At 33.0% G+C, this 15,808-nt stretch carries 14 protein-coding genes; 6 read left to right on the top strand and 8 right to left on the bottom strand.

Annotated features, from left to right (window positions below; all coding sequences use genetic code 11):
- Positions 1 to 44: 44 nt before the first annotated feature.
- Entirely contained in the window at positions 45 to 647 is a 603-nt protein-coding gene (locus tag BC961_RS05240) for a hypothetical protein (protein WP_121924807.1), read from the top strand.
- Positions 640 to 4,008, top strand: a complete 3,369-nt coding sequence (mfd, locus tag BC961_RS05245; protein ID WP_121924808.1) for a transcription-repair coupling factor — start codon at positions 640 to 642, stop codon at positions 4,006 to 4,008. The genes BC961_RS05240 and mfd overlap by 8 nt, the downstream gene beginning before the upstream one ends.
- A gap of 60 nt (positions 4,009 to 4,068) precedes the next feature.
- Here the strand turns inward: mfd and BC961_RS05250 are convergent, their stop codons facing one another.
- From BC961_RS05250 to BC961_RS05260, 3 genes are all read right to left on the bottom strand, one after another.
- A complete protein-coding gene (locus tag BC961_RS05250) occupies positions 4,069 to 4,725 on the bottom strand; it encodes an aspartate kinase (protein WP_121924809.1) in 657 nt (218 codons plus the stop codon).
- Positions 4,726 to 4,826: 101 nt separating this feature from the next.
- The gene (locus tag BC961_RS05255) at positions 4,827 to 5,186 is read right to left on the bottom strand and encodes a YraN family protein (protein WP_121924810.1); all 360 of its coding nucleotides are present in this window, start codon (positions 5,184 to 5,186) and stop codon (positions 4,827 to 4,829) included.
- 154 nt (positions 5,187 to 5,340) lie between these two features.
- Positions 5,341 to 6,237, bottom strand: coding sequence for a S66 peptidase family protein (locus tag BC961_RS05260; protein ID WP_121924811.1), 897 nt, complete (start codon positions 6,235 to 6,237; stop codon positions 5,341 to 5,343).
- Positions 6,238 to 6,506: 269 nt separating this feature from the next.
- Between BC961_RS05260 and BC961_RS05265 the strand changes: the two genes are divergently transcribed.
- The 3 genes from BC961_RS05265 (at position 6,507) to amaB (ending at position 9,846) form a co-directional block, all read left to right on the top strand.
- Positions 6,507 to 7,619, top strand: a complete 1,113-nt coding sequence (locus BC961_RS05265) for an endonuclease/exonuclease/phosphatase family protein (protein ID WP_121924812.1) — start codon at positions 6,507 to 6,509, stop codon at positions 7,617 to 7,619.
- Between the two features lie 39 nt (positions 7,620 to 7,658).
- A complete protein-coding gene (locus BC961_RS05270; protein ID WP_121924813.1) occupies positions 7,659 to 8,189 on the top strand; it encodes a 3-hydroxyanthranilate 3,4-dioxygenase in 531 nt (176 codons plus the stop codon).
- A 109-nt stretch (positions 8,190 to 8,298) separates the two neighbouring features.
- Positions 8,299 to 9,846 (top strand): L-piperidine-6-carboxylate dehydrogenase, encoded by a 1,548-nt coding sequence (gene amaB / locus BC961_RS05275; RefSeq protein ID WP_121924814.1) that lies wholly within the window; start codon positions 8,299 to 8,301, stop codon positions 9,844 to 9,846.
- Positions 9,847 to 9,938: 92 nt separating this feature from the next.
- On the opposite strand, the gene BC961_RS05280 is transcribed toward amaB, so the two are convergent.
- The 5 genes from BC961_RS05280 to BC961_RS05300 form a co-directional block, all read right to left on the bottom strand.
- A complete protein-coding gene (locus tag BC961_RS05280) occupies positions 9,939 to 10,421 on the bottom strand; it encodes a DUF6646 family protein (RefSeq protein ID WP_121924815.1) in 483 nt (160 codons plus the stop codon).
- A gap of 42 nt (positions 10,422 to 10,463) precedes the next feature.
- Complete coding sequence (locus BC961_RS05285) at positions 10,464 to 11,189, bottom strand: metallophosphoesterase family protein (protein ID WP_121924816.1); 726 nt, start codon at positions 11,187 to 11,189, stop codon at positions 10,464 to 10,466.
- Positions 11,190 to 11,537: 348 nt separating this feature from the next.
- Entirely contained in the window at positions 11,538 to 12,677 is a 1,140-nt protein-coding gene (locus tag BC961_RS05290; protein WP_121924817.1) for an ATP-binding protein, read from the bottom strand.
- Positions 12,678 to 12,698: 21 nt separating this feature from the next.
- On the bottom strand, positions 12,699 to 13,451 hold the full coding sequence (locus tag BC961_RS05295) for an SDR family NAD(P)-dependent oxidoreductase (protein WP_121924818.1): 753 nt from the start codon (positions 13,449 to 13,451) through the stop codon (positions 12,699 to 12,701).
- A 216-nt stretch (positions 13,452 to 13,667) separates the two neighbouring features.
- Entirely contained in the window at positions 13,668 to 14,540 is an 873-nt protein-coding gene (locus BC961_RS05300) for an aldo/keto reductase (RefSeq protein WP_121924819.1), read from the bottom strand.
- A gap of 211 nt (positions 14,541 to 14,751) precedes the next feature.
- Here BC961_RS05300 and BC961_RS05305 point away from each other — a divergent pair, with 211 nt between their 5' ends.
- Positions 14,752 to 15,756, top strand: a complete 1,005-nt coding sequence (locus tag BC961_RS05305; RefSeq protein WP_121924820.1) for an AAA family ATPase — start codon at positions 14,752 to 14,754, stop codon at positions 15,754 to 15,756.
- Positions 15,757 to 15,808 lie beyond the last annotated feature (52 nt).

Here is a 15,808-nt window from a genome sequence, read left to right on the forward strand (position 1 = left end):
ATTGTAAATTTACTTTGTAACTTTGTACTTTAATCCAAATCCAAATGATAAACAAAATAGTAGTCTTATTATCTTTGGTTTTTATTTTGTACTCCTGTCAAAATGACGATCAAAAGCGTATCGCAGAAAATAAGAAAGAAATACAAAAAAGAGAAGTTATACTTAAAAACATCGAGAAAGGCTGGGTATTTTATGACACTCCTGTTACAGAAGCCGCCGAAAATAGTTTGGCGAACTGGAATGAATGGAGAGTCTTTTTTGTTGAATTAGCTCAAAAACCTAAAAAGACAATTGGATGTTTTCAGCAAAAGTCTAAAGCACTTACTAAAAAAGCTATGGCTTTAAACGATAATATTCCTGGCGCTTACAGCATACCTGCTATAAAAAGTAGAATTTCTACTGTAGTTGCTAAGACGCAGATGCTAGATTTATATATCAATCTTGATAATATTCCAGACAAAAAAGTGGTAAAATTAATCGCAGAGATTAATTTAGAATTAGTTTCCTTACAAAGGCAAATGGAAAAAACGGTTGATAAAAGTAAAATTCCAGTCGAAGTAGGAGAGTCTGATTTAATAAAAATGAGGGACGCTTCTAGAGCAATACCTAATGTAATTATTGACGAAAACATACCTAGAGTTGAGTAAAAAAATATTATATAACACCTACGATAGTTCTCCCAAAACACAGCAAATTGTTGCTCGTTTACAAGAAAACAATCAAGTTAAAATGCATTTGTCAGGGTTGCTGGGATCAGCACTTTCATTTGTAATACGTTCTATTTTTAAAAAATCAGAACTACCTTTTTTAATTGTTTTAAATAATAAAGAAGAGGCTGCCTATTATTTAAATGATTTAGAACAAATGATTGGTGATCAGGATGTATTGTTTTATCCTGGCTCCTTTCGACGACCATATCAAATCGAAGAAACTGATAATGCTAATGTTTTATTACGTGCTGAAGTTTTAAACCGAATCAATTCCCACAAAAAACCTGCTATTATCGTCACTTATCCTGAAGCGCTATTTGAGAAAGTAGTAACCCGAAGAGAGTTGGATAAAAATACTTTGAAAGTAGCAGTTGGTGATAAAATCTCAATCGATTTCATTAACGAAGTTTTATTTGAATACGAATTTAAAAGAGTAGATTTTATTACAGAACCAGGCGAGTTCTCTGTACGTGGAGGAATTGTCGATGTCTTTTCATTTTCTAATGATAATCCGTACAGGGTAGAGTTTTTTGGTGATGAGGTAGAAAGCATTCGTAGTTTTGATGTTGCCACGCAGTTGTCTATTGAAACACAAAAAAAGATTACCATAATTCCAAATGTTGAAAATAAAGTCTTTCAGGAAAACAGAGAGAGTTTCTTAGATTACATTTCTGAGAAAACAGTAATTTTCATCCAAAACACCGAAGATTTTTTTTCGCAGCTAGATAAACAGTTTGAAAAAGCTGAAGAGGCTTTTGCCAAATTATCTCAAGAAATAAAGCGCTCTACACCGGAACAGTTGTTTTTAAATCAAGCTTCTTTTATAAAAAGAGCGTTAGATTTTTCAGTCGTTGAGTTGAGTTCAAAACCTATTTTTAGAACTACTAAGAAATTTGAATATCATATTCAACCACAACCATCTTTTAATAAACAATTTGATTTATTGCTGAACAATTTAAGTGAAAATCACTTTAACGGCTATAAGAATTATTTGTTTTGTTCGAATGAAAATCAAGCAAAGCGGTTTCATGATATTTTCGAAACGCTAGACGAGGCTAATTCTGAGAACATTCTTAAGCAATATCACACCGTAGTTTTGCCTTTGTTTCAAGGATTTATCGATGATGAAAATCAAATTACGTGTTATACTGATCACCAGATTTTTGAGCGCTACCATAAATTCAATATTAAAAGTGGCTATTCTAAAAAGCAGAATATCACCTTAAAAGAATTGACAACACTTTCGGTTGGTGATTATGTAACGCATATCGATCACGGAATAGGACGTTTTGGTGGATTACAGAAAATACAAGTTGAAGGTAAAACACAGGAAGCTATTAAATTGGTTTATGCTGACAATGATATTGTGTACGTGAGTATCCATTCACTTCATAAAATTTCAAAATATAACGGAAAAGACGGCGCGCCGCCTAAGATTTATAAGTTAGGTTCGAATGCTTGGAAGATTTTAAAACAAAAAACCAAGGCTAGAGTCAAGCACGTTGCATTCAACTTGATTCAATTGTATGCTAAAAGACGATTGGATAAAGGATTTCAGTTTGCTCCTGACAGTTACTTGCAAAATGAATTAGAAAGTTCGTTTATCTATGAAGATACGCCAGATCAAACAAAGTCTACAGCAGAAGTAAAAGCTGATATGGAAAGTGATCGTCCAATGGATCGTTTGGTATGTGGTGACGTAGGTTTTGGAAAAACCGAAGTTGCAATTCGTGCTGCTTTTAAAGCAGTCGATAATAGCAAGCAAGTGGCGATTTTGGTACCAACAACTATTTTGGCTTACCAACATTACAGAACTTTTACAGAACGGTTGAAGGATATGCCGGTTACAATTGGATATTTAAATCGTTTTAGAACCGCTAAACAAAAAACAGAAACCTTAAAAGATTTAGCCGACGGAAAACTAGATATTGTTATAGGAACACATCAATTAGTAAATAAAAATGTAGTTTTTAAAGATTTAGGATTATTGATTGTTGATGAGGAACAGAAATTTGGTGTCAACGTAAAAGACAAATTAAAAACGATTGCTGCTAATGTTGATACATTGACATTAACGGCTACACCAATACCTAGGACTCTACAGTTTTCATTAATGGCAGCGCGTGACTTATCTGTAATTACAACGCCGCCGCCTAACAGATATCCTATTGAAACCAATGTTGTAGGTTTTAGTGAAGAGTTGATTCGGGATGCTATTTCTTATGAAGTTCAGCGCAATGGACAAGTTTTCTTCATTAATAACAGAATCGAAAACATCAAAGAAGTAGCAGGAATGATTCAGCGTTTAGTGCCAAATGCTCGTGTGGGAATTGGTCACGGACAAATGGAAGGAAAAAAGCTAGAAGAGTTGATGTTGGCCTTTATGAATGGAGAATTTGATGTTTTGGTAGCAACCACAATAATTGAAAGTGGATTAGATGTTCCTAATGCAAATACGATTTTTATAAATAATGCAAATAATTTTGGACTTTCTGATTTACATCAAATGCGTGGGCGAGTAGGACGTAGTAACAAGAAAGCATTTTGTTATTTTATTTGTCCTCCATATTCTGCGATGACTGATGATGCTAGAAAAAGAATTCAAGCTTTAGAACAATTCAGCGAATTAGGAAGTGGATTCAACATTGCGATGAAGGATCTTGAGATTCGTGGTGCGGGAGATTTATTAGGTGGTGAACAAAGTGGTTTTATCAACGAAATAGGTTTTGATACGTATCAGAAAATTTTAAACGAAGCCATCGATGAATTAAAAGAAAATGAATTTAAGGATTTATATCCTGAAGAAAATGATATTGAAACTAAAGAATATGTAAAAGATTTGCAAATCGATACCGATTTTGAACTGCTTTTCTCTGATGAATATATTAATAATGTCTCAGAACGTTTGAGTTTATATAATGAATTAGGAGCTGTTAAAAACGAAGAAGAATTAATCATTTTCCAAAATAAACTGATTGACCGTTTTGGACCAATGCCTCCACGTGCAAAGGCTTTAATGAATAGTATTCGAATCAAATGGATTGCAACCCGTTTAGGAATTGAGAAATTAGTGATGAAAAAAGGAAAAATGATTGGCTATTTTGTGTCAGATCAGCAATCTGATTACTATCAATCCAAGCGATTTACTAATATGATACAATTCGTTACAAAGAATAGTAACATTTGCAAAATAAAGGAAAAGGAAACGCCAACTGGTTTAAAGCTTTTGCTGACTTTTGAAAATGTCAAGAATACAAGAATTGCGTTAGAATATATGGAAATGTTGGGAGGAAAATAATTTAGAATATTTAAAGCTTCCAGACTTTTATTGGCTGGAAGCCTTAAATATTAAATAATATTAATTCTTCAAATCCTTAATTACCTTAAAGGCAACATCCACTTGTTCCTCACTTACTAGAATTGTAAATTCATTCGAAGTTGAAATAACTTCATTAATTATAATTCCTTCCCAAGCTAAACGTTGGAAAATAAAATAATAGATTCCAGGTACAACAATATTTTCTTTAGGTAATTTAACGGTTATTGAAGCTAGATTATCTAATTTTTGAATCAACTTTTCGTTGGCAAAATGCTTGTCAACTAAGTGATTAATGCTATTACTTACTACAATGTTTGTCTCATTTACGCCTCTTGACGAAGTGTAGAAAATATCAGGAAGTGCGTTAATGTCTGTGATTAAATCCGCTTGTTTATTTAGAACAGTATCTGAAGCAGCAAAAGTGTAATCTGTTAAAGAAGATCGAACTGTAATTTCACCAATGTTCTTTATGACTTTGTTAATCTTATGATTTAATCGAAAGTCAAGTTCTTCAGTAAGTCGCTTTAAAGCCATTACTACTGCGCCTTGTTTTACTTCTTTTCCAAAATCACTCTCTAGTTCAGTCATTATATTTCTTGACAATGAAGTCAAATTGATTATACCTAAAGATAAAGCATTCAATAAAAATGGCTTTGTTTTAATATAATTTTCTACAATTGAAGATACCGTTTTCATAAGGAACTGATTTTTAAATTTAATACAAGAATAATTGTGATTCGAATCGAAGCAAGATGCAAATGTAAATAAAAAAACAATTTGTTACAAATATAACACTATCAAAAATGGTAAAATGCGTCGATAAGATGCTCAATCACAAAAGACTTGCCTTCTTTATGTATAGCGATGATGTCAAAACGTACGTTTTGATCGATACTTCTTTCATTGACAAATGCGTCAACGGCTTTTACTAATAGCTGTATTTTTTTTGGGTTGACGAAATCTTGTGGTAATCCAAACTCTAATGAGGAACGAGTTTTCACCTCAATAATAGCAAGGGTTTCTTCTTTACGAGCAATTATATCAATTTCTGCTTTTTGAAAAGTCCAATTTGTTTCTAAAATAGTATAACCTTCTTTCCTAAGAAAATCGACTGCCATTTCTTCCCCTAATTTACCAAGTTCGTTATGTTCAGCCATTCATTTTAGTTTGAAAATTTCAGTTTTTATTATCAATCTTCGACTTTAAATTCCTTTTTCAGATTGTGAAGTAAATTATTCCTATTAAAGTTATTATTTATAAAAGAATGCAAATTATTCCCCTCTTCCTTCGGAGGGGGTTGGGGGAGGACTTTTATTCAAAAATCACAGTGCTCATCGTATCATTAACATCGATTCTAACTTTATTTCCTAAAATTAACGCTCTGTTATCTTGAATATGACCTGCTGGAAAATTGTACATCACAGGAATGTTATATTTTTTAGTGACATCATCAATAATTTCAATGGCATTTTTTCCCCACGGAATGTCGTTGTCCTTCATCTTTGTCATCGAACCCACAAGAATTCCTTTTATGCTTTCTAGACAACCGTTTCGTCTTAAATTCATCATCATTCGGTCGATATGATACAAGTACTCATCTAAATCTTCAATAAACAAGATTTTATCTGAACAATCGATTGCTGAAGGTGAACCAAAAAGGCTATATAAAATAGATAGATTACCTCCGACTAATTCCCCTTGAGCTTTACCTATGCGATTCATTTTAAAAGGTTCCACTTCGTATTTTAATTTTCCGCCAAACAATGCAATTCGTAATGTTTCAACAGCTTGCGGTGTCGCTCTGGCCACTGTTACTGGCATTATTCCATGAATTGATTTAAAACCCATAGTATTTAAATGATTATGTAAAGCGGTAACATCACTGAACCCAACTAACCATTTGGGATTTTGCTTGAACTTTGTGAAATCTAATAAGTCAATTATTCGAACCGTACCATAACCTCCTTTTACACACCAAATCATTTTGATCTTTGGATCGTCCATTTGCTGTTGAAAATCCTCTGCACGCTGCTCATCTGTTCCCGCTAATTGATTGTTATCTAAACCTATTGTGCTGCCAATAACTACATTAAGTCCCCAGCTTTTTAATAAATCAATCGCAGGTTTTAAATTGTCATCAAGATTTTTTCTGGCTGTTGCCAAAATTGCTACGGTGTCCCCTTTTTTTAGATGTGCTGGTGTAATCATATGTTTTTGAGCTTGTATGTTGAAAGATTGTAATGTTAACGTGATGAAGAGTATTAAGTGTAAAATGGTAAAATGGCTTTTTAACTGACTTTTATTTCTTAGCATACAGAATTGCTTATAATTATAAATTGAGACATTGTGTTTTAAGGGACATCAAAAACAAAGATAGCGAATTACAGAATAATTTTAAGTTACAAATCGAAATGACTATTTTTACAAGTACACATCCAAGATTCAATAAATTTACGGAGCTGAAATAAAAATTGCTTATGAAAATTACGCACGGTATTGCTATAGTTATTCTTTTGTTTTTTATGGTTCCAAATAGCTTTGGACAACCTAAAAAATATATTATCCATACTGTTGCTTTTTATAATTTCGAAAATCTATTTGATACAGTAGATGATCCAGATACTTTTGATGAAGAATGGACGCCAAATGGCTTGCAGCGGTGGACGGTTAATAAGTATCAAAAAAAATTGAGCAATCTTGCAAGAGTTTTAGCGGAGATAGGATCTGGAGAAAATACAGATTCACCAACATTTATTGGTGGTTGCGAAATAGAAAATAGAGGGGTTCTCGAAGATCTAATAAAACAACCCAAATTAATCGAGAAAGATTACGGTATAATTCATTTTGATTCGCCAGACAAAAGAGGAATTGATGTAGCATTGTTGTATCAAAAAAATAAATTTCAGCCTACAAGTTTCAGTAATATTCCACTGTATATTTATAAGAAGGGAAATTCCAATACGGAAAATTCTAAACTTATAAGTGACGAAGGTTCTGATGATGAAATGCAAGTAAGTACTAAGAATTATCGAGTTTATACTCGTGATCAATTATTAGTTACTGGGTTTCTAGATGGTGAAGAAATAAATATTATTGTAAATCACTGGCCATCGAGATCTGGCGGTGAAAAAAAATCAAGCCCTTTTAGAGAAGCAGCAGGAGCATTAAATAGGAGAATTATCGATTCACTACAAAGAATAAATCCTAATGCAAAAGTGATTACGATGGGCGATATGAATGATGGTCCGTACAACAAAAGTGTTAAAATTGCGCTTGGCGCCAAAGCAAAAAAATCTGAAGTGAAGGAATTTGGAGTTTTCAATCCCTTTGAGGAAATGGCTAAAAGTGGTATGGGAACTATCGCATATCGCGATGCATGGGATGTTTTTGACCAAATCATAGTATCAGAATCTTTAATAAAAACAGATTATTCCACGTTTCAATATTGGAAAGCAGGAATTTATAACAAGTCTTTTTTGATTCAAAATAGTGGGCAATATAAGGGATATCCTTTGAGACATTCCAATACTGAAATAGGTTACAGTGACCACTTTCCAGTTTATATTTATTTAATTAAAGAGAAAAAGTAATATTTATTATTTCATAACTTTACGTTTAAAACAAAAAAAATGGCAATAGCAAAACCTTTCAATCTTAATAAATGGATCGAGGAAAATCGTGATTTACTTAAACCACCTGTTGGTAATAAAAATTTGTACACAGAATCTGGAGATTATATTATAATGGTAGTTGCAGGTCCTAATGCAAGGAAAGACTATCACTACAATGAAACCGAAGAGCTTTTCTATCAGCTTGAAGGCTCGATAAAAGTGATAGTTCAGGATAATGGGGAAAAAAGGGAAATGGAACTCCATGCAGGTGATATGTATTTGCATCCTGCTAAAACACCACATTCGCCAGTCCGGTCTAAGGGTTCAATCGGACTCGTAATAGAAAGGAAAAGAGCAGGTCTTGGCTATACAGATGGACTGCTTTGGTTTTGCGATAACTGTAATCATAAATTGCACGAAGTTTATTTTGAATTACACGATATTGAAAAAGATTTCCTGCCACATTTCAAACGTTTTTACGGCTCTGAGGACTTGAGAACTTGTGCTAAATGTGGAACAATAATGGATGTTGATCCAAAATTTATATAACTACATTTTTAGGGATTTATGAGCAAAATAAAAACAATATGTGTTATTATTTGAGGTATAATCGGTATGTTTGTATAGAAATATAACAATTTTTAATAAAAAAGTTACAATGATAACAATAGCAGATCAATTCGGAATCAAAGAAGCCCTTAAGCAATTAGGGATTGAAGCCATAAATGAAGGAACATCTACAGGTGAATCTAATTTTGCCAACGGAAAAATCATCGAAAGTTATTCGCCAGCAGATGGCGCTTTAATTGGAAAAGTGAAAACTTCTTCAAAAGAAGATTATGAAAAAGCGATGGAAAAAGCATCAGAAGCTTTTCATGAATGGCGTATGATTCCAGCTCCTAAAAGAGGTGATATCGTTCGTCAGATGGGTGATGAATTAAGAAAATTTAAAGAACCTCTTGGAAAACTTGTTTCTTATGAGATGGGAAAAAGTCTTCAAGAAGGATATGGTGAAGTTCAAGAAATGATTGATATCTGTGATTTTGCAGTTGGATTATCACGTCAACTTTACGGATTAACAATGCACTCTGAAAGACCTTTACACAGAATGTATGAGCAATACCACCCAATAGGAACAGTTGGAATTATTTCTGCTTTTAACTTTCCAGTTGCAGTATGGAGTTGGAACGCAATGATTGCATGGGTTTGTGGTGACGTTGCTATTTGGAAACCAAGTTCAAAAGTACCTTTATGTGGTATTGCTTGCCAGAATATAATCAAAACAGTTCTTAAAAGAAACAACGTACCAGAAGGAGTTAGTTGTTTAGTAACTGGAAATGAGTCAGGAGATTTAATCAATAATGACAAAAGAATTTCTTTAGTTTCATTTACAGGATCAACTAGAATTGGTCGTCACGTTTCAAAAACAGTTGCGGAACGTTTTGGAAATACCATTCTAGAACTAGGAGGAAATAATGCAATTATAGTTTCAGAACATGCTGATATTAGTATGGTATTAGTTGGAGCTGTTTTTGGAGCAGTAGGAACTGCGGGACAACGTTGTACATCAACAAGACGTTTAATTATTCACGAAAGTGTGTATGACAAGACGATTAGTGTTTTGAAAAATGCTTACAGTCAATTGCAAATAGGAAATCCACTAGACGAGAATAATCACGTAGGTCCACTTATTGACAAAGGAGCTGTGAAAGATTATTTAGAAGCTATCGAAGCTGCTAAAAAAGAAGGTGGAAAAATTATTGTTGAAGGTGGATTAGTAGAAGGTGAAGGATATGAAAGTGGTTGTTACGTAAGACCATGTATAATTGAAGCTGCAAATCATTTTGATATTGTTCAAACAGAAACTTTTGCACCAATCTTATACGTAATGAAATACAGCACGATTGAAGAAGCTATTGCAATGCAAAATGGAGTTCCACAAGGACTTTCTTCTTCTATTTTTACAAACAGTATGAGAGAAATGGAATTGTTCCTTTCTCAATCAGGATCTGATTGCGGAATTGCAAATGTAAATATCGGAACTTCAGGAGCAGAGATTGGTGGTGCTTTTGGAGGGGAAAAGGAAACTGGTGGTGGCCGTGAGTCAGGATCAGATGCTTGGAAAGCCTATATGAGAAGACAAACAAATACAATCAATTATGGAACTCAATTGCCATTAGCACAAGGAATCAAATTTGATTTGTAATCAAAAATAAAAGTACCAATAAAGGCAATTTGAATATTTCAAATTGCCTTTATTTATCTTTAGAACTTTGTAAAATTTATAAGTAAAAAAAACTACAAATTAAATGAAGCGCCAATATTGAATGATGATCCATTATTGTATTTTGATATTGCATCTTTATCATATTTTGCAAAAGGTGTTGAAAATTCAGTAAAAACACCAAATCCTTCTGAAAAGAAATATTTTGCACCTACATGACCACCAAAGTTTTTTAAACCTAAATTTAAACCAGGATACACATCAAATTTTGGAGAAACATTTAATACATTTCCTAAATTAGCATTAAATCTAGCTTTTACATCTAAACGATAGTCACTAGAAACTGCTGAAATACCACTTCCTGAAAGTAAGTAAGAGGCAAGAGCACCAATAGAGAAATTTTCTCCCAGTCCGTAGTCACTAGATACTAAAATTCCAGTACCACCATTTTGAACCGTCATTCCAATGTTCAGTTTCGTATCTCCAGCTCCTTTAAAAGCTTGAGCATTAGTTAATCCAATAGTGAATAATAATGCTAATGTAATAATCTTTTTCATTCTCTTTGTTTTTTAATTTGCAGTAAAATTAGTTCAATAAATCTAATTTCTTCCTTTCTCGTCAAAATATAATTGATTCAAAGGTTCACTTTGCCAAAATTCCTTTGTATCAACATCCATAATTGTTAGTGGACCCTTAAATGCAGCACCTGTGTCTACGTTCCAAATATTTGCTTTTTGCACTGGAGTTGTTTCTCCAATTCTAGTAACCGGAGTATGTCCAATAAAAACTTCGTGGTATAAAGTAAAACGCTTTGGATAAAAAAGATCATCACGTTGCATTCTTGTGTCAAATGATAAAGCAGTTTCCCATAAGGTTCTATCCCAGTAAAACTGACCTGGAAAATATTCATAATGGACTCCATTTACATTAGTGAATCCGGCGTGTACATATAAACGGTGTTTATCATCTAAGTGATAATTCTGAAGTGCTTTTAGGAACTCGATATGTTTTTTCTTAGTTTCTAAACTGACAGATTCATATGCGGTTACAGTTGCTTCTCCACCGTGTTTATACCAGAGTAAATTGTCTTTGTTTTCATCAAGCCATTCTAATAATAAATCGTCGTGATTACCACGGATGCATATACAATTCTGCTTTTCTTGTAAATCGATAAGATAATCGATGACTTGAGGAGATTGGCTCCAGCCATCAACATAATCTCCTAAAAAAATTAGGGTGTCTTTAGTAGTAACTTTGGCTCTCTCCATAATTTGGTGTAGCGCTCGCAAACCACCATGAATATCGCCTATAACAAGTGTTCTCATGTAAATTGTTTTCTTAGTATTGTAAAATAGCGAGATAAGAGTTCGTTATTTTTTAATTTATAAAAATAAGTAAAAGAGTGGTGAAACAGAGCCTTTTTGATTTGTTTTTTAGATTTAGCTATAACAAATCTTGATTTTAAATAAAATCAAAAATATCATTAAATTTAGGGATTGGTTTTGTGAAAATTTAAGTTTATTTTTACAATAAATAATTAAACAGTCATCAAAATGAATACACTTTTGTCGTTATCATTATTCCTAGCTAAAATTGTTTGCCAAATTTTTAAAGAAGTAGTAAGCTTATTTTAAGATTTTAAATTAATACCAAGAATAATTTTATCTTAGTGCTTATTGTACATCATACTTCATTTTTCTCAAAATCCTCAAAGAGTCTTTAAAGGATAAATAAACGGAAACAAAAGGTTTTAATAAAGCTTTTGCATCAATGAGTTTTTGTTTAGCATCTTCAAAACCATTGAGATAGCAAATCATAAATGTAGAAGGTAAGTTTTCTAAATCTTTCTGTTCTCTATTAGTTAACGAATGACCTTTTTCTAATTTGTGAAGCAAAGCGATATTCGAATTATAGATATGGAATAACATCCTTCTATTAAACTTAGGTGGTTCAAAAAGCATTTTTCTATCAATTTTATAATATCCATTATCTTGAAAGCAAATCGTCTGTTTTTCTAAAGGATAATAACTTGTTTTGTCATTTAATCCAAGAGAAACATATTCGACAATGGTGAAACTATCCTCATCATAAGTTATTTCAACAACATCTTGATCAGAGTAAAATAACTTAATTTGTTCGTTTATTAATTCGATATCTACACGAGACAAATACGTTTTTTCACGTGATTTCTTCGGGATTCCTGCCCAGCAAATTACAAATAACTCTTTAAATACTTTATATTTTGGCGACATGTCTTTATGCCGAAAGTTTAAGAAATCAATTACGCCGTCAAGCGTATATTCAATCGAATTTCTAGAATTATTTTCAATACCAAGTACCGTTTCTTTATTTAGATAATTTTTTTCAATTGCACCAGCATAAGGCATGGTATTACTGCCTTGTCGAATGTAGGTGCTATTAATTGGAATGGTGTAAATTCCTTTTTTAAAATGTGAAGGACTGCTCTTAGGTTTTACAGTTACTAGTCCAATCACTTTATCCTTTGGTAAATTAGGAAAAGGGATATTCTCGTATTGTATTTTTGGAGGGTTTTCTAGATATGCATTTACTAAATTCTGAATTCGGCTATCATCAAAAAAATCGTCACCTACAATTGTGTTGTCCTGATCTTCAACACCAACAATTATATAAGAATTATTTTCAGGATTTGAGTTAGATAAAGCGCAAATATGTTTTAAAAACTTAGCTTTTCCTTCTTGCGAATGCAAATTTAACTGACGCTTTTTATCAAAAAAACTACTCTCGTCATTATGCGCGAGAAGATTTTTAATAAGAATGCGTTTGTTGATCATTAAATTTTGTTTTAACTACTATTATGATTTATTCATCACTGTCGCCGATGCTTGAGCGGTAGGAAGTACAATCAAATCTGCAATATTAACATGATAAGGTCGAGAAACTACAAAGTGAATAATGTCAGCGATATCTTCCGCACGTAATGGCTCAAAACCTTTGTAAACATTGGCAGCGCGCTCTGAATCTCCTTTAAAACGCACTTCGCTAAACTCCGTTTCAACAGCTCCTGGATGAATTCCTCCAACACGAATCCCGAAAGGATTTAAGTCAATTCTCATGGCTTGGTTTAATGCATCTACAGCATGTTTACTGGCACAATAAACGTTTCCATTTGGATAAACTTCTTTCCCAGCTATAGATCCAATATTGATAATGTGACCTGATTTTTGTTCAATCATTCTCGGAATTATCGCTTTTGAAACGTATAGAAGTCCTTTCACATTGATATCAATCATTGCATCCCAATCGTCTAAATTTCCATTTTGAATCGAATCTAAACCATGTGCGTTTCCAGCATTGTTAATCAAAACATCAATTTTAGAAAATTCCTCTGGTAAGGAATTAATGCTTTCAAAAACAGCTTTTTTATCTCTTACATCAAAGGACAAAGTATAAACATCTGTAAAAGCTGAAAGTTCATTTTTCAAATCCAGTAAGCGATCTTCTCTACGGCCACAAAGAATAATTTTGTAATTATTTTTTGCTAATATTTGTGCTGTTGCTTTTCCAATTCCGCTGGTGGCTCCAGTAACTAATGCTATTTTGCTCATTTATTTATTTTTTTAGTGCAATTTCTCATGATAATTATTTGGGCGTGACCCTTAAGATTACTTCGTCGTTCCTCCTCGCAACTTCGGGTCGGGCTTTCCATTCCCGCTTTTTATAATTTGCTCTCGTTCAAAAACGAGAACAAATTATAAAAGAGCTCCACTGCAATCCCTCACGCAAACGGGAATAATAAAACGTAAGTTTTTCATAGAAAAAATCTAAGCTACATCTTCGCCCATACTTGCGGTCCAGATAGCAAACCAATCTTCTTTATCTAATTTTAATTCCACTGCTTTTTTCAATGATTGAATACGAGCCACATTTACTGTTCCAGCAATAGGAATGATTTTAGCAGGATGTTGTAAAATCCAAGCAATCAAAATAGAATCGGAACCTAAATGGTATTTCTCCATTAATGAAACCAGTAATTTTTTCAATCTTCTTGTCTGTGAGTTGTCTTCTCTAAATACAGAACCTAATGGATTTCCTGAAAGGGGACGAATATTATTCATTTGCATATAATCAAAACTACCATCGACCATAGGCTTGAAATTTGTTGCTGAAAATTGCACTTGATTGTAACTAACTTCCGTTTTCTGGCGAATTAACTCTGTTTGAGAGGAAGTAAAACTTGCAAGACCAAAATCGATAATCTTCCCATCAGCTTTCAATTTTAAAACTGCTTCAGCAATTTCATCTGCTTCCATCAAAGGACTTGGTCGGTGTAATAAAAGAACATCTAAATAATCAGTCTGTAAGTTTTTTAATGAATTTTCAGCGGATGAAATGATATACTCTTTTGAGAACTCATAATGTCTAATTGTATTTTGACGACTTTCAGTCACTAATTGAACTCCACATTTAGAAATAAGTTGCATTTTTTCTCTCGCAATTTTACTTGAAGCAAGCGCTTTTCCAAAATCTGATTCTGTGGTGTAGTCACCATAAGTGTCAGCATGATCAAATGTGGTTATTTTATTTTCTAAGCACACATGAATCATGTTCTCCATTTCTTTGGTATTGAGTTTTTTATCCCAAATTCCCCAATTCATGACACCAGCTATTACAGGTGATAAATTTGTTTTACTCATTGTCTTTATTTTTTGATGAATACGTAAATTCTCTAATTCAAAGTTTATTTTTCAAAGTTCTTAAAAATATAAAAATTGTATCATAATTCATCCTTAAAATTAAGGTATTTATTGAAGTTTTAACCATTTGTTAACATCTTACCTCTAAAAAAAAATTCAATTTGCACCTTCAAAATACAGGCATTAAATTCAAGGTTTTAAAAATAATAAAATGGAACAAAATACGGCTACTTTAGACATTAGAGCAATCAATGAAAAAATTGAAAGAGAAAGTGCTTTTATAGACCTTCTCACGATGGAAATGAACAAAGTCATTGTTGGCCAAAAGCACATGGTGGAGCGTTTATTGATCGGACTTTTAGGCCAAGGACATATTTTATTAGAGGGAGTTCCTGGTTTAGCAAAGACATTAGCAATTAATACACTTTCGCAAGCGATTCAAGGTTCATTCAGTAGAATCCAGTTTACTCCAGATTTACTCCCGGCGGATGTTGTGGGAACAATGATCTATAACATTAAGTCAAACGAATTTTCGATTAAAAAAGGACCAATTTTTGCAAATTTCGTTCTTGCCGATGAGATTAACCGTGCGCCTGCTAAAGTGCAATCGGCATTATTAGAGGCGATGCAGGAAAAACAAGTAACTATTGGCGACACAACTTTTAAGTTGGACCGTCCATTTCTTGTTTTAGCTACTCAAAATCCAGTGGAGCAAGAAGGAACCTATCAGTTGCCAGAAGCGCAAGTCGATCGTTTCATGTTGAAAACAGTTATTGACTATCCAAAAATGGAAGACGAGCGTTTAGTAATTCGTCAAAATTTAAAAGGAAGTTATGAAAAGGTAAATCCAGTTGTTTCAGTAGAGCAAATTTTACGAGCGCAAGAAGCAGTTCGTGAAGTATATATGGATGAAAAAATAGAAAAATATATTCTGGATATTGTTTTTGCAACTCGTTATCCAGAGCAATATAAATTAGCTGAATTAAAACCATTAATCAGTTTTGGAGCATCACCGCGTGGAAGTATTAACTTGGCTACAGCCGCAAAATGCTATGCATTTATCAAGCGTCGTGGTTATGTAATCCCTGAGGATGTTCGTGCTGTTGTTCATGATGTATTGCGTCACAGAATTGGAATCACTTATGAAGCTGAAGCTGAAAACATAACCTCAGTAGATATCATTAACAAAATCGTAAACGAAGTAGAAGTACCATAAAGTCACTAGTAATGAGTGATTAGTAATTAGCCTCGGTTGGTTACTATTCACT

Origin of the sequence: Flavobacterium weaverense, from assembly GCF_003688495.1 — a bacterium.
In the GTDB taxonomy this organism is placed as follows: domain Bacteria; phylum Bacteroidota; class Bacteroidia; order Flavobacteriales; family Flavobacteriaceae; genus Flavobacterium; species Flavobacterium weaverense.